This window comes from Bacillus andreraoultii (genome assembly GCF_001244735.1).
Taxonomy (GTDB): Bacteria; Bacillota; Bacilli; order Bacillales; family Caldibacillaceae; genus Caldifermentibacillus; species Caldifermentibacillus andreraoultii.
Map to the genome: position 1 here is coordinate 225,385 of NZ_LN868935.1, position 24,246 is coordinate 249,630.

Here is a 24,246-nt window from a genome sequence, read left to right on the forward strand (position 1 = left end):
TTTCTTCACTCTTTTTTTAATCGAGCCCATCCGCGACTTCTTCCTTCATCCATTTCGCTGTCAATGTGTCGGCATGTAACAGTTTTTCTGGTGTGCCTTCGAATATAATTTGTCCTCCTTGTTTTCCGCCACCCGGACCGAGTTCGATTACCCAGTCACTGGCGGCGATAAAGTCTAGATTATGCTCGATAATAATCACTGAATTCCCCCTGTTTACAAGATTTTGAAAAACGTTTAAAAGGACACTATAATCTTCTGTGTGAAGTCCTAATGATGGTTCATCTAACAGGTAGATTTGCCCTTCTTTTTGTAAGTGGCTAGCTAGTTTCAAACGTTGAATTTCTCCACCACTCATGGAACTTGTCGTTTGCCCTAATGTTAAATACCCTAATCCAACGTCGTTTAATGTTTGAACTCTTTTTATAATTTTAGGCATATAGAAATAGTCCATCGCCTCGTCAATCGTTAAGTCTAATATTTCCACAATATTTTTCCCTTGATATCGATAGTGACGCGCTTCCTCTGAATATCTCGTACCACCACAAGCTTCACAAGGAACAGTCACTGGATCAGCAAATGCTACATCCGGTGTGATCACGCCTTTTCCATTACAGATTTGACATGCTCCTTTCGAGTTGAAACTAAATAACCCAGCAGGACGCCCTGTTTCTTTGGCAAATATTGAACGAATATCATCCATTATCCCCATGTAGGTTGCGAGTGTCGAACGGTTAGATATTCCGATACTACTTTGTCCGACCATTATCGTCTCCGGATACTTTTTTATGAATGCCTCAAACATAAGGGAGCTTTTACCTGAACCAGAAACGCCACATATAGAAACGAATACATGCTTTGGAATAGTTACTGTTACATTTTTTAAATTATTGTCACTTACTTCTTTTAACGAAAAGTAACTTTTTATTTCCCGCGGATTTTGATTTATTTTTAACTTGTGACCTAAAGCAATTGCAGTTGGCGTGTTTTTTAATGCTGCTAAGTTTCCTTGATAAACGACTTCTCCACCATTTACACCCGCTCCTGGACCCATTTCAATGATTTCGTCTGCAATTTTTATTACTGATTGGTTGTGTTCAATGATAATGACGGTATTATGTTGTGCTTTTATACTTTTAAGCATCGTGATTAGTAAACTCACTTCTTCTGGGTGGAGTCCTGCACTTGGTTCATCAAATATGTACGTCATATTGTTTAAACTGCTCCCTAATTGACGGGCAATTTTTACCCTTTGAGCTTCACCGCCAGATAGGGTACTCATTTTTCTTGAAAGACTTAAATATCCTACTCCTATATTAATTAACTGTTTTAATTGTGGGATTGCTTGTTTTGCAATAGATTCCCCTAAGGGATTGGTAATTTTTGTTAGTTCTTCCAGTAATTCTGTTAGCTCGAGTCGATCGTACTCTGCGATATTTAAGCCATTTATCCTACACTCTAGTACTGTCGGATTTAAGCCGGAACCTTGACATGTGGGACAGAAACGTCGCGTTGATACTGCTAAAACATCTTCTTCGGATACCTCTTTTAACTTTGAAACATCTCGATTAATATAGAGACGGGTGAACCTCGGTAATAGCCCATCCCATTCATGAGGTTGAGGACCGTTTTTAGTGTGAAATGGGGCATAAATCTTTTCACCTTTTGGAGGACCATAAAGTAACAGCTGTAATTTATCTTCTGGGTAGTCTTTTATAGGCAGATCTGGATCAAATAATCCACCCGTAATCATCCATCTCCCTTGCCACCCCGATGGAGAAAGTGGTTTAAATTTCACGGCATATTCTCGAAGTGTCTTATCAAAATCAATCAACTGATTAACATCTGGTGCAATGATCTCCCCAAAGCCACCACATTCTGGACATCTACCAAAAGAGCTTTGACTTGAAAAATCAGTAGCAGAACCGATTGAGGGAGTCCCTATTCTTGAAAACAAAAGTCTTATTAAAGGATGGATATCCATATAAGTCCCAACGGTTGAACGAGAACGATCGCTTATCTGTTTTTGTTCTACGACGATAACAGGGCTTAAGTTTTGCATGAGATCAGCGTGTGGCCTTTCATACCTTGGCATTTGATTTCTAACATAAAGAGGATAGTTCAAAGTCATTTGTCTTCTGCTTTCTGTTGCTAACGTATCAAAAACAACCGAACTCTTTCCTGAACCCGAAAGACCGGTAAATACGATAATTTTTTCTTTCGGTAAATTGAGATTTATATGTTTTAAATTGTTTTCTCTCAAACCTCTTAATATTATTTCATCTTTTACTTCAGACACTTTCCCACCCTCCTTCAAATCCGTTCGATTATTATTGATTTCATTGCCTATCATTTCTCACATTCAACTCATAATTAAGCAATTTGATTCTGTTATTAATATAAATGGCGGAATGAGTTAGTTTCTACACCAAATTCATGCCGCCAATGGACTATTTTAGCTAGATTTTTATTTATTAGGGAGTTCCATATTATTAAATCTAGTTATAATTTTTTTGAGAAAAATTAGATTTTAATTATTTGGGAAATCCTCACCATTATTTACTTCAAAGTGGTCAAGCAATGCACGCACTTCATCCGTAGACTTTGTGCTCATTAATTGATTTCGCAATTCACTCGCTCCTTTAAAGCTTTTCACATATATCTTAAAAAAGCGTTGAAGCGGTGTGAAACGACGAGGCTCTAGTTCTGTTGAATATTGGTCATGAAGATCTAGGTGTAATCGTAAAAGATCAAGCAATTCTTTACTACTATGTTCTTTCTGCTCTTTTTCAAATGCAAATGGATTTTTAAAAATACCGCGACCAATCATAACCCCATCAACCTCATATTGTTCGACAAGCTTCAAACCAGTTTGACGATCAGGAATATCGCCATTAATTGTTAAAAGTGTATTTGGTGCTACCTCATCGCGAAGTTTCTTAATTTCTGGAATTAACTCCCAGTGGGCATCGACTTTGCTCATTTCCTTCCTAGTCCGAAGATGAATAGAAAGATTGGCAATATCTTGTTTCAAAATATGTGTCAACCAATCTTGCCACTCATTTATGTCTGTGTAACCAAGCCTTGTTTTTACACTTACTGGTAGTCCCCCAGCTTTTGCAGCTTCTATAAGTTGTGCTGCTACTTCTGGACGACAAATCAGCCCAGCTCCCTTGCCATTCGCTGCCACATTCGGTACAGGACAGCCCATATTAATATCGATTCCTTTAAAACCTAACTTAGCCATACCGATACTCATTTCTCGGAACTTTTCAGGTTTATCTCCCCATATATGAGCGACAATGGGTTGTTCATCTTCTTTAAAAGTTAAACGCCCACGCACACTTTGTTTCCCCTCAGGATGACAATAACTTTCTGTATTTGTAAACTCTGTAAAAAATACATCTGGTCTTGCTGCTGCACTTACAACATGACGAAAAACAACATCCGTCACATCTTCCATTGGTGCAAGTATAAAAAATGGCCGTGGTAAATCAAGCCAAAAATTATTAGTCATTTTCAAACTCAAATCCTCTCATGCTGGTCATGGTGGGTAAAAATAACCCCTCGACCAAAAGTTAAAAAGCGAATAAGATTTTTCTTCTATTAACTTATATCATGTCTAACCATTTTTTTTCAACTTCAGGTAACTTTAGCTAACTTATAAAATTAGTTGATAAGCTGAAATTCTTAGGAACTAGGTATAAACAGGTTTATAGTATTGCTGTATTAAACGAAAATGTCGAGGATATTGGTGAAACATGCTTATAGATCTTCTCTATTAGCAGAAATTTAGCGGTTTTACAGGAAGACCGGCTTATAGGACTTCTCTATAAGCCTGAAATACTGAGAATTTCGCAAAAACGGGATCATAGAACATCTCTATGAACCCAAAATCTTGAGTTTTAAACGAAAATGGGATCATAGATTCTCTCTATGAACCCAAATTTCCTGAAATCTGCTAAAAATGGGCTTATAGAACCTTTCTATGAGCCTGAAATACTGAGAATTTCGCAAAAACGGGATCATAGAACCTTTCTATGAGCCCAAAATCATGAGTCTTTCACGAAAACGGGCTTATAGAACCGGCCTATCAACCCTAAATCATGAGTTTTTCTTGAAAACCTGCTCATAGAACTCCTCTATCAACCCTAAATCCGAGCAATCACGTGAAAATGGGATCATAGATTCTCCCTATGAACCCAAAATACTAAGTTTTACGCAAAAACCGGCTTATACAACCTTTATATAAACCTAAATTCCCCAAAATCTATGTAAAACCACCTTATAAAAAGGCACCTCCTTCATTGATAAATTCATCAAATTAGGAGGTGCCTATCTATTTGTAAGCACCGTCTTCACACGGACTTATTTTGAAAATCCCTTACAAAATCTTCTATTATTACATTAAGTGGATTAGATGGAAAACAATACCAACCACGAACAATCCAAGAATCATAACAATTGGAGAAACTTTTTTCTTAAGTAACCACATACAAAGAAGTGTAAGTAATAAGCCAGCTAAGCCAGGAATTAAACTATCCAAGTTATTTTGTAAAGTTGTCACTTTAACATCACTTAACGAAAGACCGGCTGCCTGCTGTTCTAACGCAGTTTTAATGCCTTGTGCTCCAGAAGGTAATTTATCCCATTCAATATATGCACCTTTGTCAAGGTGAACTTTGGAAACAACTGGTGTAAATTGTACAGAAACCCAACGGTTAACTAACGACCCGAGGATAAACATCCCCAGTATGGATGCTCCTTTTGTAATATCTTGGAGTAATCCGCCAGATAAGTCGTCAGTAATTTTGGACCCTGCTTTATAACCAAATTCTTGTGTATACCACATGAATGCCATACGAATAATATTCCAAAAAACGAAGTAAATAATTGGACCAAGGATGTTACCAGACATAGCAAGAGCAGCGGCTAATGCACCAAGAATCGGTTTTACTGTGAACCAGAAAACTGGGTCCCCGATACCTGCTAAAGGTCCCATCATACCAACTTTAACACCTTGAATGGCTACATCATCAACTGGTGCACCATTCGCACGTTCTTCTTCAAGTGCTAGAGTTACACCAATTATCGGTGAAGCAATATATGGATGAGTATTAAAGAACTCTAAATGACGTTTTAGTGCTGCTGCGCGATCTTCTTTTGTTTTATACAATTTTTTAATTGCTGGAATCATTGAAAACGCCCAACCACCATTTTGCATACGTTCATAGTTCCAAGAACCTTGAATGAAAGTTGAACGCCACCAAACGGAAATACGATCTTTTTTTGATAATTTCACTTCTTGTGCCATCTTTATTCCGCCTCCCTCTTAGTAATTATCGATAATATCGCCTATTGGATCACCAGTATTGTTTCCGCCATTACCTGAACCGCCTTGCTTAGAAAGCGCTAGATAGATAAGTGCAAGAGCGACACCGATAGCACCAAGTCCGATAAGTGTGATTTCTGAAACAGTCGCTAATACGAAACCAATTGCGAAGAATGGCCATACTTCTTTTGTAGCCATCATGTTAATAACCATCGCATAACCAACAGCTACAACCATTCCCCCACCGATTGCTAAACCGCTTGTTAACCAAGTAGGCATAGCTTCAAGTAAACTTCTAACAGGGCCTGCACCAATAGCTAAAATTAATGCAGCTGGGATTGCAATACGTAAACCTTGCATACAGATAGCAATAATGTGCCATAATTCAACTTTTCGAATATTACCTTGTTCTGCTGCTGCATCCATAAAGTGTACGAATGCTGTTGCAATTGTACGAACAATAATTGTTAATAATAGACCTGCAACTGCTAAAGGTACAGCAATCGCAATAGCAGAGGCTATACCAGCTTCACCTTGTCCACTTAAAACTAAAATGATTGCAGATGCAACTGATGCTAACGCAGCATCCGGTGCCACGGCAGCTCCAATATTCGCCCAACCTAGAGCGATCATTTGAAGAGTACCACCTAAAATAAGACAAGGTATTAGGTTACCTGTTACTAAACCAACTAACGTACAAGCAATGATTGGTTGGTGGAAGTGGAATTCATCCAAAATCCCTTCCATACCAGCTAAAAATGCTACGATACAGACTAATATTATTTGAATAATATTTAAATCCATAATTATATATCCTCCCTTTTTTCCCGGTAATTAGGATTTTTTTTGTTTATTTAACTCTTCTTGAGCCCTTTTCATGATTTCGTCCATGTCGCCTTTTGCATCGTTTGGAACTTTACGGACATCAAAATTCAATCCTAGTTTTTTCAACTCAGCAAAAGCATCGATATCATCTTGGTTAAAAGCTAACACCTTATTCGGTTGGACTTTTCCAGGTGAATGTGCCATCGAACCAACGTTGATTGTTTTCAATGGAACGCCACCTTCAACCGCTCTAAGCGCATCTTGTGGATTTTCGAACAGAAGCAAGGCACGCTGACCACCGAAATGTTTATCGTCTTTTGCAAGTTCAATCATTTTACTTACAGGAACAACGTGTGCCTTCACACCAGGAGGCGCAGCTTGTTGAATCAATTTTTTACGAAGATCATCTTTAGCTACTACATCTGATACAACGATAATTCGTGTAGGTTGTGTCGCTTTTGTCCAAGCAGTCGCTACTTGTCCGTGAAGTAAACGGGAATCAATACGTGCTAATACGTATTCAAACTTACCTGGTGCACCTACATTTGATGGTTTATTAGTAGCTGATGTAGGAGCAGACGTTTTGGGCTCTAATTCTTCAGGCTTTACTTTCACCCCTTCTTTAGCTGTAGCCAAAATATGTGCGGCAATTTCATGAGCTGTGTTCATTGAAAAACGTGATGCATAAGCTTCGATTAACATTGGTAAGTTCATACCAGAAACAATTGCCCATTTGTCACTATGTTCTTCAATCAAACTGTTAGCTTGGTTAAAAGGTGTTCCGCCCCAAAGATCGACTAAGAATAATACTTCATCTTGGTTATCGAAAGACGCGATTGCTTCTTTCATTTTTGCCTTTACATCATCAGGTCCTTCGCTCGGCATCAATGTAACAGCTTTTACATTTTCTTGTTCTCCAAAGATCATCGACCCAGATTGCAAGATACCATTAGCAAATTCTCCATGACTAGCAATGATAATTCCTACCATCTTTTTACCTCCCTATTAGTAATATAGTTAAAGTTTAAGTAAATCGAAAAATCTACTAAACTGCTTTTTCAGCTCAATTAAAGCGGATACAGTTAGAAAAAAAGCAAATAAAAAAGGCATAAGTAAAAAGCAGATTAAATGAAGATAACGGGTTAGAGATACCCTTGTTCTCCACTTCAATCAATACTTTTCACTCATGCCTGATCGAATCAGTAACACGTAAAAAATAATTGCAATATTTATTTGAAAACGCTGTAATTAAATATAAAGTAAAGTTTCTGTATCACTTTAACGAACTCACATGATAATTATAGCACGATATTTTTCTTTTACAAGAGGAAATTTCACTTTTCTTTCTGTATCTTTGAAAACGTTATCGAAACTATAGTAAAGAAGTAAGTTTCATCTTCATAACCTCTCTATCAAACAGTCTTGTACCCTTTCTACTATTAAACGCATTATTACCATCAATGGAATCATCGTTTAGATAAAGAAAACTCGGGCGTCCAAGCCTTTAGGAAAAGGCAGAGCCGTAGTTTTAGCTTATGCGTATAGGAGTGTAGAAGTTGGAAAATTTATACTTTCCTATTAGCCCAAAAAAGACAAGTTCATTCCAACTTGTCTATAGAAAACACGATTATGTCTAGCTGTTCCCAAAATCTCGGGACAAGTTCATCCAAACCTATGACTTTTTAAATTTACTTTTAAATCCTCGTTTAATCACATCAGTGAAGCTTAATGATTGAACCATATGACTTGGATCAACATATTCGCGAATGGCGCGCAAAACTCTCTTTGGATCTTTAGAGGAAAATGTATACGTTCCATTTCGCTTCGTTTGGATAGCGTATCGTGGAATCCATTTCCCCTTAAACATGATTGAAGCAATTACATAATCAACTTCTTCCCAAGGTATTTGGACAAACTTACGAACATCACGATCATTAAAAAATTCAAATCCTTTATCACCAATCATAATTTTACCATAATCTGAAATTCCCATATGTGAGGTTGCATCAATAACTAAATCAACTTTTGTATTGATTGATTGGACCATTTAAATTACTCCATTTCCATCTATTTATTATTTATTGTGCTCGTTACATCACATTATAACAGGTAAAGTTATAATATACATAAATCGCCGTTTACTTTAAATGTTTAACTCCTGTTTCTAAAATTTCCATTTGCAGAAGTGTTTGTTCGTCCGTAATCGTTTTGTCTTTACCATTTATAATTGCATCATATAAATCATCATAAACCCTTCCATAATCACCATTGACAGATTTCACTTTTTCTTCGTGAATGGTACCTTCTTCATCAATATATGTTAGCACGCCAAAATGCTGGAGTTTATCTACTCCAAAGTCTTTATTTTCAGGCATGTAAAACATTTTTAAATGTTCTTCCTGACGATCTTTCGTTTCTTTTACAAAGCAACCCTTTTTTCCATAAACAACAAAGCTCGGTCTTTCTTTTATTTTAAAATAACTCGATTTCACAGACACTTTTAATTGCCCATAATATAAGTCTAAATCAAAGTAATCATTCATTCTACCTGTTCCTAATAATTGCCTTACATCATAATGTATATGGTCTGGTTTACCAAAGTAGCTAATCACTTGATCAATTGTGTGACAAGCATGTGAATATAAAAATGACTCAAGAGGATTAAAAGAATGAACAGATTCTGGTACTTCCGGGCGATAATAATCAAAATGCATTTCTAACTCTATTAAATCCCCTAGCTTACCTTCTTCGATCACTTTTTGAACGGTTAAAAAGTCACTATCAAAACGTCTATTTTGATAAGCCTGAACAATTAATCCTTTTTCTTTTGCCAGTGTAAATATTTCTCTTGCCTGTTCTGATGTTTCCATAAAAGGCTTCTCAACTAAACAGTGCTTATTATGTTCTAATACTAATTTTGCATATTCATAATGACTGTCTTGTCTAGTACAAACGACAATGAGTTGAATGTCTTTGTCATTTAATAACATATCTAAGTCAGACGTATAATTTACCCCTGGGATGCGGTCCCAACTTTCATTCTTTGGGTTTCTTTGATAAATTGTTTTTACTTTTATATTATCTCTTTGTCGTACGAACGGAAGATGATATCGATTTGTACTTTTTCCATTTCCAATATAACCAATTGTAAGCATAGTAACCCCCTGAAATATTCTTTTTATTTTCCTGTAAATTTTCCAACCTAGTTTTCTTGAATGAATTTCTAAGAAAACTCCAATTAAGCTGCCTTTTATACGTATATTCGTGCCCACTTTCATTATATCGAGGGCTTGGCAACGTTTCAATTCCCAACTTTTACCATAACATAACTGATCAACTTTTTCACACAGTTCCTCTCTCAATTAAGTTAACTGAGATTTCTTTATTGGATATTTTATCATCAATCGCTTGAAGAAAGAGGTTTTCCCCCATTTTTGTAAGTGGAATTTCAATTGTCGTAATGTTCATCATTTTAGCAATCGGTTCATTATTAAAGCTAATAATTGCAAGATTGTCTGGAATGGAGATTCCTTCTTTTTGACAACTGATGACAATTCCAGCTGCAACTTGGTCACTTGTTACTAACAAAGCCGTTGGTGGGTTCTTCAACTTTTTTATATGTTGGAATGCTCTGTCTCCATCTTCAAAATACAAACATCGATTAATAATATATTCTGGGTCGAATGGCAAATGATGTTTCTTATGAAAGTCTATATAGGCAAGTTCTCGCATTCGACTATTTGTCCCCGATTTCCGTCCGATACAATAGCCTATTTTTCTATGGCCTTTTTCGTATAAGTATTCTAAAGCTTGCTGAAAAACTTTATAATGGTCGACAAAAGTTGTTGAAAATTGACTTCCAGCTAAATCTTCACATAAAACAATCGGACCAAATTGTAGATGTTTTTTAATAATGGATATATCACTTATTCGTGAGCAAATAACGAGTGCATCAATTTGCTTTTGTTTTAACATTTGAAGAGCTTCAATTTCTCTATCTACCCGATATTCGGTTTGGAATAAGACCAAATTATAGTTATATATTTTCGCTTGAATTGTTATTCCTTTCAACACTAAGGAAAAATATGGGGTATCGAAATACGGTAGAACTACGCCGATCAAATTTGTCCTTCCTTTACTCAAATGGACGGCATTTATGTTTTTTTGATAATTTGTTTTTCGAATTACATCCATGACTGCTTTTCGTTTTTCCTCGCTAACATACGGGTAATTATTTAACACTCGGGATACTGTTGTGACAGATACTCCAGCCATTTGCGCCAAGTCTCTTATGTTCGTCATGTATTCATTCACCTAATTTGGATAAACTTTTCTTCTTAACCTTAGTTTATTCTATGAAATGGCTTTCATGTCAATCCTTTACCAATATTCTCGCTTTTTATTACTTTTTTCTTGCTCTGAAACGGGTTTCATGAAATACACTTTAACCATAGAGGGTGATGGGCCCTCCAGCATAGGTTGATTTAAGACCGGCGTGATGGTTTTCCCAGCGTAACGGTAAATTTCAACGAGTAAGCTACTTTTTTATGAAACGAAAAGGGGTTTCCAGAAAGTCCTTTGTTGACTTCTAGATACCCCTTTTCATATTTCGAATCATGGATACAACAAATTTCTTGTTTACACTTTTTGAACAGTCCCGCTCCATATTCATTCCTTGAAATAGACAATCTGAGTCGTTGTTGCAAGCAATTGACCTTCTCGTGTCCATACTTCAGCTGTTTGATCATAAAAACCATTATAAAACTTTAACGCTCGAGAATAGCCTACTACTTCGTGATCACCATGTTTTCGAAGCTCCTCTGAGTCAACATGGAAATAAATTGTTAGCGAAACTGTTCCAATAGGCACGGTATATTTACGCCTTAAGAAAATCCTTGGTGTAAATACATCACAAAGCGCTGTTAACGATAGAAAATCAATGGGTCTTCGCGGTTCATCCCGCATCAAAGTTATGTTTTCGGAATTCGCTTCTTCTGCCTCTGTTTGTAACAAGTATGATGGTCCTTTTGTCATCCTTATGTCGTAGTTTTTCATCCAGGCGAGCGGACTCTTTCCACGAATGCTTTCAAATTCCGTTTCAGGAGGGACTGAAGGAAATGGTACTTCTGTTTTGGACCACGTTTTGCGGCGCGTTGCGAAAATTGCCGTACCCGTAATGACCGTCTTACTATTCTGGAAGAATTCGATTATCCAATGTTGTGTAGATCGATTCGTTCGAGCTGGTTTTGCCTTAATTTCAAAATCACCATCTGCTATTGGTGCGGCATAGTTGACGGTCAGCGACAACGGCTCCCCTAGACATTCAGGATGATCCATTGCAGCCTTGAGAAGCGTTGCCGCAATAATTCCACCATACGGACCAACCATATTTGCGTATTGCTCTGTTGTACGACCACGATAATTTCCTGCCTCACCAGATAGTCTTATTGCCTTGTCGAAAGGATGGTTTTGATCCATAAAAAAATCCTCCTAACCTATACCATTTATGTTTAAAATTGATTGGAAACGCTTTGTACTGTGTATATGTAGAATTAAATCCCATCTATTCAGAAAATCCCCTATATTCAAACTACAAACCATCATACCATTTTCTAAATAGCTTGTATATAACTAACCGGTGTATCAGGTTAGAAGGCTGTTTTTTTGCATCTCTTTTTTTAAATGGTCCCGAAAGTAAAAGGTTTCGTTTCACACATCTTTTTTCAAGATAAAATCTTGTTTCATATAACCTTTATCTCTATATTTTCTGTTCATTCAATTAAATCAGAAAAAAAATAGAAGACCCTATTGATTTCCTATCTTTTCATCTATACAATTAGGATTATATAATACAAAAATTGAGTTAAACATGTTCAAAAATATTTGCGAGTCAATGTAGAATCAAATGCAAAGGGGACAATTTCTAAAAGTTCAATTTTCAGGTAGAAAGAAGGTATGAATATGCACGTTCTTTTAAGCTTAGTAATTATGATAGCATGTGTATCACTAATTATCTATTTCTTTGTAAAACTAGTTAAAAAAGCGTGGTCAAAATGAGTACGATTTTTTAGTTCGTGTGCTAGGTCTGGAACGATCGCTTTTCTTAAAATCTTAGCAATGTCATCGCTACATTATTCCCTCCCAAATAAGTAGTCTCTACTTCCTTTATTTTTTTATCATATCACTTTTTGGTACTCGATGATTCTATCTATAATCATTTTTTTCCATTAGCCTTTTTACATTTTCTTTTGGATCCCAACAGTTAAATTTATATTTTGGTTTTGTTTCGTATCCTAATCGACTACAAAAATACTTTACACCCTCAGTTTTTTTCTCCACTTTAAAATGTCGACACGTTGCACAACAATGGAAGTCTTTCATCTTAAGTCTCACCTCTAATAATAAATGTTTAGGAAGTGATTGTAGTTGCTACTTATAAAAATTCGCCTGCCCCTAAGTACTGGGTACAGGCACTTGCAACCTAAATCTTTATTCATTCTTCACAAAGTTTTCCGCCTGCTCTTTTTCGTAGGTGAGCCAGTTCTCTTTACCATTAATCCTATCCGATCCACTCACAATTTTTTCTTTTACACGTTTTTTTTCATTTCCTGTCAGCATCGTTGGCTGATAATCATTCCGCTGGGCAACAGATGATATTGAAAATGGAATCACACTGATTTCCAACTGATCTGTTAAAACCCCATTTTCTAAGTAGAACGTCTGCTGAAAAACAAATGTATCTTTATCTTTCGGGTTCCTATGTCCACCATACATGAAGTTTCCTAAACTATATACAATGAACTTTCCTTTATATTCTTCTATCCCTTGCAGTACATGAGGGTGATGCCCAAGTACAAGGTCAGCACCACTATCAATTGTAAATTTCCCTAGCGAAACTTGTGACTGGTCTGGCACATATTGTCTTTCGTTCCCCCAATGAAAGTGAACGATTACTATTTGTGCCCCTTGTTCACGAAGTAGCTGGATATCCTGAGATATTCGATTCCTTATATTTTGATTATCCGCCCATCCTTCATATCCTAAGGCCCCTATTTTAACATCTTTCACTGTCGTAAAATAAGAATGATCATTTCCAAAATAACCTATATTCCCACGTTCCAGTGCAGCAATTGTATCCTTGTATCCCTTCTCAAAATAGTCAAAAGTATGGTTATTGGCTATATTCACCGCCTCTACTCCAGCCAATTCCAAGATTTTCACATACGAAGGGTCACCTTTAAACCTGAATTTCTTTTCCCTTTTTTCCTTTGCAGTTGTTAAAGTCGTCTCTAAATTCACAGTTGTCAAATCATCGTTAATAAAAATATCATTTAACCCTTTCGTAAAATAAGAGAAGTCGTTATTCTTTGCAGTTTGCACAAATGAACCATCAAAGCCAAATGTTTCATCTGTCCCTAATGTAAAATCCCCAGCCGCACTAATGGTTATTGTCGTTATAACTGGTTCAACGACAGAAGTTGGCACAGCCTTTACTACAGGACTACTTATCTGCTTCAATACATGCTTGTTCACTTTTACCTCTTTACTAATCTTTTGATTTTTACTTTGGATACCTACATAACTACTTCCAATTAGAGCAAAAAGACTAATGATAAAAACAGCAATTCTCCGCCTTTTTTTCTGTTTGACCAATTTTCTTTTTTTATATTTTTCAGAACGTGACCCAAACCTCTCCAATTGAATCCCCCTTTAAAACGTACGATCCAGCTACATAAAAGCTAGAAATTAGACACGACGTAAAATGTATAAATCTGGCAATTACCTATTGTTCATCTAAAACAAAAAACTGAAAATAGTGAAAACAGGTAAACTTCTATTCTATTATAACCATTCAAATCGGACATTTAAATAGCAGTTATTGGTGGTTCATGTCGGAAAATAAAAAGGTGCCCGTCCCCCATTCGTTGATACATTAAAGTCCTGGGGGCAGGCACTACTTCATTTGAAAAAAACTCAACACTCAACTGGATTTTTTTCATGTAATGCGAATTGTGTCATTTTGATCAATTTCTATACTCATTTCTTAGAACTTTAACTTCAAACGGATATAATATTAGATGAATGAACATATGAACGATGATTGCAGCAATAATGCCATTTTGATAAAATTGCCATCCACAAATAATGCCTACAAGCATATTTCCTATAAAAATGTAACTATATAGGGTAAATGACTATCCAGCTATTGACGAACCTTGATAATGTGCTAGAGTAAAAATCAAACTAGATACAACAATGGATATGGATACCGATATTTCTTCTGTTAGAAAAGATTGCGTTAACCAAAGGAAAAAACTCATGATTCCCCAACGAAAAATTAGTTCTTCCACTGCACTTGCATACAATATTCGATTCGCGATGCCAAACGAATTTCTATGTTTTTCAATCTTATAAAAAGCTTTACCTAATAAAGGTTTAAAGATGCCATAATAAATGAATAGATGTGTAAATGAACAGCCAATACCGACAAAAGTTGCCTCTATCCAACTACTGATATAAATATGATCTGTATCAAGATCAATGTTACTAATTAATCCGACACCTAATGCTACAAATACACTAAGGAAAATAAGTTGTAAAATAATAATCGGCACTTCTCTTTTCCCTGAAGGCGTTTTATCATGAATTGAAGAAATGATTATACCGGGATAGCAATGGTAACAAGAGTTACAAACATCATCCAATTAAACATGCTCAGATTCCTCTTTACTTAATTAAATTGCTCTATTGATACAGCTATACTATGTAGTTAAATCATTCGTGTGTGCCAATCTCAAGAATCTCTTTTAAAATATTGATGTTGGAACATACACATTCTTATGGCATTATGATATTCACCTTCAACAAAAAATTCATCAATTAATTCTCCTTCAAACTGAAAACCAAGACTTTTGTATATATGAATTGCTTTTTCGTTCGTTTTATCAACGATTAAATATAATTTATACAAATTTAATACAGAAAACGCATAGTTCATTGCAAGATATGTTGCCGGCTTCGCATATCCATTTCCTTGATGTTTCGGATCAATGATAATTTGGAACTCTGCTCTGCGATGAATATAGTCAATCTCTACTAATTCAACTAACCCCACCATCTCCGTTTCTTTTTCTACGATAAATCTTCTTTCACCCTGATCATGTATATGTTTATCATATAGATCCTGTAATTCTACAAACGATTCATAAGGTTCTTCAAACCAATAGGCCATAATATTTGCATTAATATTTAATTTATGTACAAATCCTAAGTCAACTCTTTCTAATGGCCGCAATTTTATATCACTCATACCTTCTTATCCTCCAAATTTTTCATTCATTCTATAGGTAGTATCCTCTTGAATTTTTAAAAATTTCATTACAATAAAATTATAGTGAAGCGACCACGAATTAACAAGTACACCCAAGATGTAAACAAGGAGGGAAAGTTGTTGCTAATGTAGAGGACAATGAGTTTATCATTAATATGGCTTTTAAAAAATGGTGATGAGTTGTGGAAAGCGTGGGAGGGGAAATTCGCCAACTTCATAAGCTTACAAAAGACACCCCGAATTATATCCAAGGGTGTCTTTATAATAGTTGCAATTTCATTCTGTTATGCTCCAGAAATCTCTTCTGCATTTCGATTAATCTCGTCAATGATTCCAATGATTTTTCTTGCATCGTCCATATTATCTTTGAACAATTCAACAATACTTCCAACTGTTCGAAACGGTTCTTGTTGTAACACTTTTTTATCCAGAGTTCCATTTTTAATGACATAATCGACTATATGTTTCACAAAGCGAATCTGATGTAGATTTAATCGCTCCTCTGAAAGAAACTCAGAAAACGCTTCATTGGCTGCTTGTGGGGCTAGACCAACAATTTGCCGAACGAGTTTCGTAATCGGTGTATCGCCATAATCTTTCTCATAATCTTCTCTCGTACCAAGTTCTTTCCAAAGTATATCTTCAAGCATTTTAACATCTTGAGCAGTTAATGGTTTATTATGGTTCAGCTTGTAAATTGCCATTTGGTCTTTATGTTCGATTAAGTAATGTTCTACCTTTTTACGGTAATTTTGCAGGTCATTCACATGAAACATTGGACCATTTTCTTTTACTTCAATCACTTCATCTTGGAAGTTCGTGTAATAAATCTTTTGGGTTTCTTTTTCGATAAACTTGATTAAATCCCTTAACGCTTCACGTACCTCATCTAGTTCAAAAATATCAGCACTATCCCAAAATTCTTCCGTTAGTACTTTATCGATGACTGGTTTTTGTTCCATTACTTGAGGAATTGTACCAAGTTTCGATAAGGCTTCTGCTGTTTGAATGACACTACGAATCGGTTTAGTCGCATTATTTGCTTGTAATTTTGCCAATTCAATTATATACATTAATAAATCAAAGCGTTTGGCAAATTCATCGTCTTGAATCGGAACAATAATTGGTGAAATATGTTCTTTAATTTCATTCGTCTCAACAACAGATAACGTCATCCAATTGTCCTTGTTTTTAAATTTTTCTACGGATTGTAAATGCTGCCTGACCCGAAAGTTTTCACTATCAAGAGCAAGAACATCTCTCGTTACTTCATTGACTAATTCATCCCGATGTTTCATATAGTCATCGGTCTGGTAGTCGATCCCTTGCAATTCACGAATCATATCGACTTTTGCATTGAACAATTTTTCCGTTAAGCTCTTTCCAACGCCAGAATCCATTCCCTTTGGATTTTCCCGGAAGAACTCAAAATTTCCACAATAGTCAAAGATGAGAAAATGTGTTTTATCTTGTCCAATTCCTAACAAATCTGGACAAAGTCTTGTACCACGACCAATCATTTGCCAAAACTTTGATTTTGAACGCACCTTTTTAAAGAATACTAGATTGACAACTTCAGGAATATCCACACCCGTATCGAGCATATCAACAGAAACAGCAATTTGTGGTAGTTTTTTCCGATCTGAAAAGTCATCAATTAACGTCTGCACATATTTAACACTATAATCGATCACCCTTGCAAAATATCCTCCATATTCTGGAAATAAGTCATCAAATCGCTCGACAATTCGTTCAGCATGAATTTGGTTTTTCGCAAAAATAATCGTCTTTCCTAGCTTGTCGCCGCCCTCTACTCGAATGCCCTTTTCCATCAAATCTTTCAAAACCATATCAATCGTATGGTCATTAAAAAGCCATTCATTCAAGGCAGAGCTATCAATATCTTCTCTGAATTCGTCATCATCAAACGTTTCTTCGTATTTTTCTTTTTCCTCTTCGGATAAATCATCGTAATGAATGCCTTCTTCTAAAAATTTTGTTTTCGTCTCAATCGTCAGATAATCAACTAAGTAGCCATCTTTTACTGCCTGATCTAATTCATAAGCAAAAGTTGGCACCCCATTTTCAAGTCCAAACACTTCATACGTATTTTTATCAACTTCATCTTTCGGAGTAGCCGTAAGTCCTAATAAAATCCCATCAAAGTAATCGAAAATGCTACGATACTTTTTATAAATACTACGGTGTGATTCATCGATGATTATGAGATCAAAATGGCCAACAGTAAATAATTTCTTTCCGTCTTTTCGTTTCACATCATCAATCGCATTCATCATTGTTGGATAAGTAGAAAACACCATCCGGCTTTCCTCTGGGTTGTCCTTGTTATCGAGGAGATTACGTATAGTTAAGCTAGGTAATAAGTTGTTAAAATTTCGATATGCTTGGTTAAGCAATGTTTTTCGATCTGCTAAAAAAAGAACATTTTTTACCCAATTATGACGTGTCAATACATCAACAATTGAAATGGCCGTTCTTGTCTTTCCACTCCCTGTCGCCATAACAAGTAGCGCTTTTCTTTGGTTACGACTTAACGCATTACAAACCGCTAAAATGGCTTCTTTTTGATAATAACGATTACTAATATCATCATTAATTTGAATATTTGTGAGCGGGCGTTTCATTGTCTTACGTTCCATTAACAAGCTTAGTTCTTCCTTCGTATAAAATCCTGATACTACTCTTGGTGAATACTCGTTGTCCCACATATATGTTTTGAACCCATTCGTGTAAAAAATAATTGGTCGAATACCTGTCATATTTTCGATACAATCAGCATATAATTTTGCTTGTTGTTTACCTTTATTTGGGTCTTCAGATGCTCGTTTGGCTTCTACTACAGCAAGCGGTTTTCCATTATCGCCAAATAAAACATAATCGACAAATCCTTTCCCTTCTTTATTTGGCATTCCAATAACAGGATACTCTCGAACAATATCTTTATGAAACTCCCAACCTGCCAATTTCAAGTCCAAATCAATATATTTTAATCTTGTTTCAAATTCATTCAGCTCATCAACTTGGAAATGATAGTCTTGTGTATTTTGTTCCCGTTTTTCTGTGACCTTTTTACGAAGATGTTCATTTTCTTTAATAATTTCTTCCAGTTTTCGATCCTTCGCACTTAATTTTTCATATAAGTCTTGTAATTCTTTTGGACGAACGTGCTTTTCTTCACCAATTGGAAGTAACGATTCATCAAATTCCCCAGCTGTAAATTCATCAGAATAACAATAATCAATCCAGGCAATAAATTGAAAAAGATGATGAAGAGACAACACTGCTTCATCCCGTGTAATTGGTGCATTCGTATGGACCGATTGATTGCCAAGTTTTACGACATATTTCATCATCGGCAACAAATCTTCATCAATGATTCCTAAAAATTCTCGGTCATGAATCAAACTGGAAAGATTATCTTGATAAGGAACCTTCACCGCACCGTCATAGCTATACACCCACTTCACCGCCAACTCCAACGCACGCCTAGATTGAATGGCGCTAACTGCTGGACTAACAACTAACCCTTTTTCCGCTTCAAAACATGCTTTCGAAAATGCCCGGTATTGTGGTTTATCTTTTAAAAATTGAAAGTTTGAAGTCAATCATTTCACCCCTTTTCGCTTTGATGTTCATCAAAATTAGCTATCGCCACGTTCGATATCACCATTTGGAAATTCTTTGACTAATTTTCCATCCTTTTCATATACAATATAGGTGTTATTTACTTTGGCATCGATTCTTGCACGGTCACCAGTCATCTTTGCCCATTTATCTACCCAGTCAAATTTTCTCTTAGACACATTCTTTTGTGTTTCCGCCATTAAAAAACACCTCCCTTTACAAAATTACTATCTACTTCTAGATAAAAAGCTTTTAATTTATCTAACTCTTTTTGGGGAGACCATTACATAAATAATTAAATTTCACCATGTCTTATTTTTTTAATTACTTCATCTGTAGAATAAACCTTCTGATTTTTTATATCCTGTTGTTAGCTTTCAACCATCCTTTGCATTTCAGGGTCTTTTTCAAATTCAGCAATTTCTTCTTCAGATATAAAAATAATTTCTCGGCTTTTCATCGAACAATGTTGAGAATCCAATTTATCTTTCCCCTTTTTAGATTACTTTATCTTTAAAAGAAATTACATCAAGTGACAATTCACCTGATGCGACCTTATCCAAATGCCACCACCATTCGTCTAGTGGCTGAGTAGAGAGCGAAAAATCATACACTCTTCGAACATGTTCCACCATTTTTTCGGCATTTTGAATAAGAACTAGGTCATATTGTGCCAATTGAACTTTTTCTTGAAAGGTTAGTTGGTCAAAAACTTTTTGTAATTCGCTCCGTTCGTGAAACATGCGAATACTCTCAAAAGGGCTACAATCAAAATCACTTACATCTTGACCATAATTTTCAATCGCTTGTTTATATTTGCTCATTGTTCAAAGACCTCCTTTACCTTTCCAATATAAATATATCCAGCATCACTTTTTAAATAGGTGCTCGTATCTTTCCTATACATACAAGTTTCCATCACGAAATTAGTACCTACAATAACCATCCAGTTACCGTCTTCAAAAACAATGTAATCTTGAGTAAAATGCTTCAAAATGTATACATAAACATTGTTTTCCCTATTATTCATTATACTTAAAATAAACTCGTTATAATCGTTCAATGACCAATCTTTCGGTATCTCATTTCTAGCCTTTCTCTTTTCAAGGTGAAAATAACCACTATGAAATTTTTTCGTTTGTTTCCATATCGGACCATTTTCATTATAAGCGGACACAATTTTTCTAACTATGCTCTTATAATTAGAATCCATCAAACTCCCTCACCCAAAGCTTAATAACCATCTATTCGTGTTCTTCGGTAAATAATTCGCCTCTGAATGCGCGTTGCATGAGGGAATTATACATAGCCTTTAATTCCTCCATACTATATAACAAATGACTTTTAGCTTTTTCAATATCTTTTACGATTGTAACAAATTTCTTTTGCATCGAAACTGGTGGCAGAATTACTTCAAATTGTCTTACCAAATTTAAATTCAAGTTAGGCTGATTTCCCCCTCTACCTAACGTTCTTAATGCATCGTACTGAAACATTAATTGTCTCCACATGAAATCTTGCTCAATTTCATTGTTAGGTAATAGAGCTGCGCACGCTTGATTTGTTGTTGCTTCAATTCCAAGCATTGCTGTTCTACCTCTTGTTTTTCCTTGACCATACATAGCAATCAATATTGTGTCTTTAGGAAATAGAACTGCATTAGAGTTTGAAAGCCCATCTACTGTAATAAATTCTTCAGTATGAATTATCACGTTTTCATTTACTTCAGTCGTCTTAACCCAAGGGATTTCTCCATTCCAGTAATTGTTATTGCTTCTACTAGGCGTGCCACCAGTTTTTATTTCAAATACTTCACCCAAAGGTACTTTTTTATGGTTTTTAGTATTACAATTGGGATCCCCAAACATCTCCAAAAACACACTTTGCGTTAATTGGTCTAATGCTTCGATTTGGGCTTTGCGCTTGTCAATTAATGATTTTACTTTGTCTAATGTTTTCGAAATAAGCATTTGTGTTTCAATGGAAGGTATGGGTATTACCAAATTTTCCAGTGCTTTTCTCGATATATGTGGGATTGTAGCACCTGTACAAGTAGCTCTTAAATAGTCAAATTTAGATTGCAAATATTTTCCTATATAAGGAATATATACATTCTTATTGTTCGATTCCAAAACTGCCAATGTGCTTCCTATAGCACCTTCTAATCCATAAGAAACCGTTCCTGCATTTGCCCCATCCCAAGCAATAATTATACTTTCACTGTTTGCATACACATAATTTTTTTCAGGTAAACAATATTTAATATTACTGTCATCTCTCAAATCCTCAATTTGAATGTACCTTACTTTATTAGGAGTAAATTCATCAACCGATTCAACCTTTTTCCCTTTTCTTATTTCAAATATATCTTTTAACTTTACCTTTTTCATCTAACTAACCCCTAATTAGTTCTTTCAATTCTTTGATACCACTCATAATCTCATTTTCCAAAACTTCTATGTTGTTTAAAATCACTTCCGGCGCCTCATACTCCACTTCTTCATACTCAATCTCTTTATACTTATTAATCGACAGGTCATAGTCGTTGTCTCGTAGTTCTTCTACTGGTACGAAGAAGGATTGTTCGGTTCGTTTGCGTTCTTTTTCCGCATCCAGATTATTAAATCTAGCAATGATATCCGGTATGTCATTTTCTTCAATTGGGCTACGTTTGTCGTCTAATGAAAATCCGTCTGCTTTCATATCATAGAACCAGACATTGTCCGTCCCGCCTGCACCTGTTTTTGTAAAAATCATGACAGCAGTTGAGACCCCTGCATAAGGTTTAAATACTCCGCTTGGCATCGAGATAATCGCTTCTAACTTATGATTATCAATAATCTCTTTCCGAATCGTTTTATGTGCATTCGAACTTCCAAATAACACACCGTCTGGAACAATAACCGCTGCCCGTCCACCTGGTTTTAAAATTCGAATAAATAAAGATAAAAATAGTAGTTCGGTTTTCTTCGTCTTTGCAATTTTTAGTAAATCATTCGAAACAGCCTCATAATCCAATGACCCTTTAAACGGTGGATTAGCAAGAACTAGAGTATATCTTTCTTTATCTTTATTAATCTCAGAAAGTGAATCGCGATAGTCAATATTCGGATTATCAACACCGTGAAGCATCATGTTCATCGCACCAATCCGCAGCATTGTCCGATCCATGTCATTGCCGTAAAACATCGTGTTATGGAAATGTTCCTTCAATCCTTGAACCAAAAACATATCATTATGATGATCACGTAAATATTCACTTGCTGCCACTAAAAATCCAGCCGATCCCATCGCAGGGTCAATGATGATGTCTTCAGGTGTTGGTTTCATTAGTTCTACCATCATTTTGATAATATGTCTTGGTGTACGGAATTGTCCATTTGTACCGGCTGTTGCAATTTTGGAAAGAAGATACTCATATAAATCCCCTTGTACATCTCGATCATTTAATGGAAGATGATCAATTCCGTCGACAATTTTTGCCAACATATTCGCTGTTGGAATGAAGAACATCGCGTCACTCATATACTTGGAATAGGCTGAATTATCTTTGCCATGTAAATTTTTAATAAAAGGAAAAACCTCATCAGAAACAACCCGATACATTTCTTCTGGTGATCCAAGTTGTTTAAAACGATGCCAGCGTAGATGTTGTTTATCTTCCGGAAACACGCCATCAAATGGAATGCCGAGAATTGCCGCTTCTTTTTCTTTCGTTGTTTCTGTTTCATCCAAACCTTTTATAAATATTAGATAGGTAAACTGTTCAATAACGGTTAACGGATTTGTAATACCTCCCGTCCAAAACGTTTCCCATATTTTATCAACTGTATTTTTAATCTCGCCTGTAATCATTGAACTGCCTCCTATAACAACATATACCTTCATTATACATACTTATTCATTCTTGATAAAAGGATAATCTTGGGGTTCTATCGAAAACGGTGCTTATCCTAAGAGCTCTACAACATATAGTAGTAGCCTATTTCGTTTATTAATCAGCAAAATAAAAGACAATCCATTCAATGATCGTCTTCTTTCGTTCTAGCACACTCTAACTTAATGTCACTATCTCAGACTATTAGGATTATCAACGTAAAGACTTATCCATACCCGCAATCTGAGGAGTCATTTATTATGGTCATTTTATCATATATACATCGGTAAACAATAAGATATAAAATTATCCCACAAAAAAAGTGCCCGTCCCACACTGTGTTAGGGGAACAGACACCAACAATCCATCTCTATTCATATTTTTTATCTAATAAAGACGCGGCTGCATCATCCATGATAAAAGTTACATTTGGATGTGTTCTCAAGATAGATGCTGGACATTCTTCATTAATAGGTCCCTCAAGTGTTGCTTTAACTGCTGCAGCTTTCCTTTCACCCGATGAAGCGACAAGAATATGTTTTGCCTCCATAATATCAGCCAAGCCCATTGTAAGCATTTGGGTCGGTGCTTCCTCCGCTGTCAAGTTATGGTACCCCATTGTGCTTTGAATAGTCGCCTCATCACTGTCCGCTAAAAATAAGCGGGAATCAAATGGAGTGCCTGGTTCATTTGCAGCTAAATGAGCATTCACGCCAAGTCCGACAATTTGTAAATCACGAGAATATTTGTCAAGAACTTTACGATAACGGTTTAATTCCGCTTCGATATCCTCAACACTGCCGTCAAGAAGACCGATGTATTTCGGGTGAACTTTAATCAAGTCATAAAACTTTTTATGCATGTATGTATAGACGGTAAATGGCTTATTTCTTTCAGCCACGTATTCATCCAAGTTCGTAAAAATGGCATTCTCAATCTTAACTTCCTCATTATTAATCGCATCAACTAATAATTCGAACATACCATCATAACTTGCACCTGTCGTTGTATTGATGCTTGCATGCTCATTTTGCTTTAGCGTTTCAGCAATTACATCAAATGCAGCTTTGGATAATTCTTGATAATCTCTTACCTGAATGATTTTCATAATTCTTCTCCTTTTTTAAATATGGTCACACGCTATTAAACTAAGTTTATTTATAAAAGAGTAACTTCGTATATTTTACATGAACCGTGATAAATTTCATGTGAATCACCGTTATATTATTAAACTTAGTT

The 24,246-nt window shown here is 35.7% G+C and carries 19 protein-coding genes and 1 pseudogene; 1 reads left to right on the forward strand and 19 read right to left on the reverse strand.

Annotation, left to right across the window (positions count from 1 at the left end; all coding sequences use genetic code 11):
• Positions 1-16: 16 nt before the first annotated feature.
• From BN2144_RS01410 to BN2144_RS01455, 10 genes are all read right to left on the reverse strand, one after another.
• Entirely contained in the window at positions 17-2,296 is a 2,280-nt protein-coding gene (locus BN2144_RS01410) for an ATP-binding cassette domain-containing protein (protein WP_033826568.1), read from the reverse strand.
• A 231-nt stretch (positions 2,297-2,527) separates the two neighbouring features.
• Positions 2,528-3,514, reverse strand: a complete 987-nt coding sequence (locus tag BN2144_RS01415) for a tRNA dihydrouridine synthase (protein WP_033826631.1) — start codon at positions 3,512-3,514, stop codon at positions 2,528-2,530.
• A gap of 885 nt (positions 3,515-4,399) precedes the next feature.
• The gene (locus BN2144_RS01420; protein ID WP_033826569.1) at positions 4,400-5,311 is read right to left on the reverse strand and encodes a PTS system mannose/fructose/sorbose family transporter subunit IID; all 912 of its coding nucleotides are present in this window, start codon (positions 5,309-5,311) and stop codon (positions 4,400-4,402) included.
• Between the two features lie 18 nt (positions 5,312-5,329).
• Positions 5,330-6,133, reverse strand: a complete 804-nt coding sequence (locus BN2144_RS01425; protein WP_033826570.1) for a PTS mannose/fructose/sorbose transporter subunit IIC — start codon at positions 6,131-6,133, stop codon at positions 5,330-5,332.
• Positions 6,134-6,163: 30 nt separating this feature from the next.
• Complete coding sequence (locus tag BN2144_RS01430; protein ID WP_033826571.1) at positions 6,164-7,144, reverse strand: mannose/fructose/sorbose PTS transporter subunit IIA; 981 nt, start codon at positions 7,142-7,144, stop codon at positions 6,164-6,166.
• Positions 7,145-7,826: 682 nt separating this feature from the next.
• Complete coding sequence (locus BN2144_RS01435; protein WP_033826572.1) at positions 7,827-8,201, reverse strand: DUF956 family protein; 375 nt, start codon at positions 8,199-8,201, stop codon at positions 7,827-7,829.
• A gap of 91 nt (positions 8,202-8,292) precedes the next feature.
• Positions 8,293-9,309 carry an oxidoreductase gene (locus BN2144_RS01440; RefSeq protein WP_033826573.1) on the reverse strand — a complete coding sequence of 339 codons (1,017 nt, stop codon included), beginning with the start codon at positions 9,307-9,309 and terminating at the stop codon, positions 8,293-8,295.
• A 187-nt stretch (positions 9,310-9,496) separates the two neighbouring features.
• Positions 9,497-10,456 (reverse strand): LacI family DNA-binding transcriptional regulator, encoded by a 960-nt coding sequence (locus tag BN2144_RS01445; RefSeq protein ID WP_033826574.1) that lies wholly within the window; start codon positions 10,454-10,456, stop codon positions 9,497-9,499.
• A gap of 366 nt (positions 10,457-10,822) precedes the next feature.
• Complete coding sequence (locus BN2144_RS01450; protein ID WP_033826575.1) at positions 10,823-11,632, reverse strand: acyl-CoA thioesterase; 810 nt, start codon at positions 11,630-11,632, stop codon at positions 10,823-10,825.
• 1,011 nt (positions 11,633-12,643) lie between these two features.
• Positions 12,644-13,852, reverse strand: a complete 1,209-nt coding sequence (locus BN2144_RS01455; RefSeq protein ID WP_075047781.1) for a CapA family protein — start codon at positions 13,850-13,852, stop codon at positions 12,644-12,646.
• 52 nt (positions 13,853-13,904) lie between these two features.
• Here BN2144_RS01455 and BN2144_RS20805 point away from each other — a divergent pair.
• Positions 13,905-13,952, forward strand: a pseudogene (locus BN2144_RS20805) (KxYKxGKxW signal peptide domain-containing protein); the annotation flags it as partial.
• A gap of 397 nt (positions 13,953-14,349) precedes the next feature.
• On the opposite strand, the gene BN2144_RS18970 reads toward BN2144_RS20805, so the two are convergent.
• From BN2144_RS18970 to BN2144_RS01500, 9 genes are all read right to left on the reverse strand, one after another.
• The gene (locus tag BN2144_RS18970; RefSeq protein WP_050632169.1) at positions 14,350-14,769 is read right to left on the reverse strand and encodes a CPBP family glutamic-type intramembrane protease; all 420 of its coding nucleotides are present in this window, start codon (positions 14,767-14,769) and stop codon (positions 14,350-14,352) included.
• Between the two features lie 179 nt (positions 14,770-14,948).
• Positions 14,949-15,464: a spermidine N1-acetyltransferase gene (gene speG, locus BN2144_RS01465; RefSeq protein WP_033826576.1), complete on the reverse strand. Its 516-nt coding sequence runs from the start codon at positions 15,462-15,464 to the stop codon at positions 14,949-14,951.
• A gap of 305 nt (positions 15,465-15,769) precedes the next feature.
• Positions 15,770-19,111, reverse strand: coding sequence for a DEAD/DEAH box helicase family protein (locus tag BN2144_RS01470; RefSeq protein ID WP_033826577.1), 3,342 nt, complete (start codon positions 19,109-19,111; stop codon positions 15,770-15,772).
• Positions 19,112-19,147: 36 nt separating this feature from the next.
• Entirely contained in the window at positions 19,148-19,330 is a 183-nt protein-coding gene (locus BN2144_RS01475; protein ID WP_033826578.1) for a hypothetical protein, read from the reverse strand.
• 297 nt (positions 19,331-19,627) lie between these two features.
• On the reverse strand, positions 19,628-19,954 hold the full coding sequence (locus tag BN2144_RS01480; protein ID WP_033826579.1) for a hypothetical protein: 327 nt from the start codon (positions 19,952-19,954) through the stop codon (positions 19,628-19,630).
• A complete protein-coding gene (locus tag BN2144_RS01485) occupies positions 19,951-20,343 on the reverse strand; it encodes a hypothetical protein (RefSeq protein ID WP_033826580.1) in 393 nt (130 codons plus the stop codon). Before BN2144_RS01485 ends, BN2144_RS01480 begins: the two co-directional genes overlap by 4 nt.
• A gap of 31 nt (positions 20,344-20,374) precedes the next feature.
• Positions 20,375-21,520, reverse strand: a complete 1,146-nt coding sequence (locus tag BN2144_RS01490; protein WP_050632170.1) for a restriction endonuclease subunit S — start codon at positions 21,518-21,520, stop codon at positions 20,375-20,377.
• 4 nt (positions 21,521-21,524) lie between these two features.
• Positions 21,525-22,985, reverse strand: a complete 1,461-nt coding sequence (locus BN2144_RS01495) for a type I restriction-modification system subunit M (RefSeq protein ID WP_033826581.1) — start codon at positions 22,983-22,985, stop codon at positions 21,525-21,527.
• A 392-nt stretch (positions 22,986-23,377) separates the two neighbouring features.
• Positions 23,378-24,115: a glucosamine-6-phosphate deaminase gene (locus BN2144_RS01500; RefSeq protein ID WP_033826582.1), complete on the reverse strand. Its 738-nt coding sequence runs from the start codon at positions 24,113-24,115 to the stop codon at positions 23,378-23,380.
• Positions 24,116-24,246 lie beyond the last annotated feature (131 nt).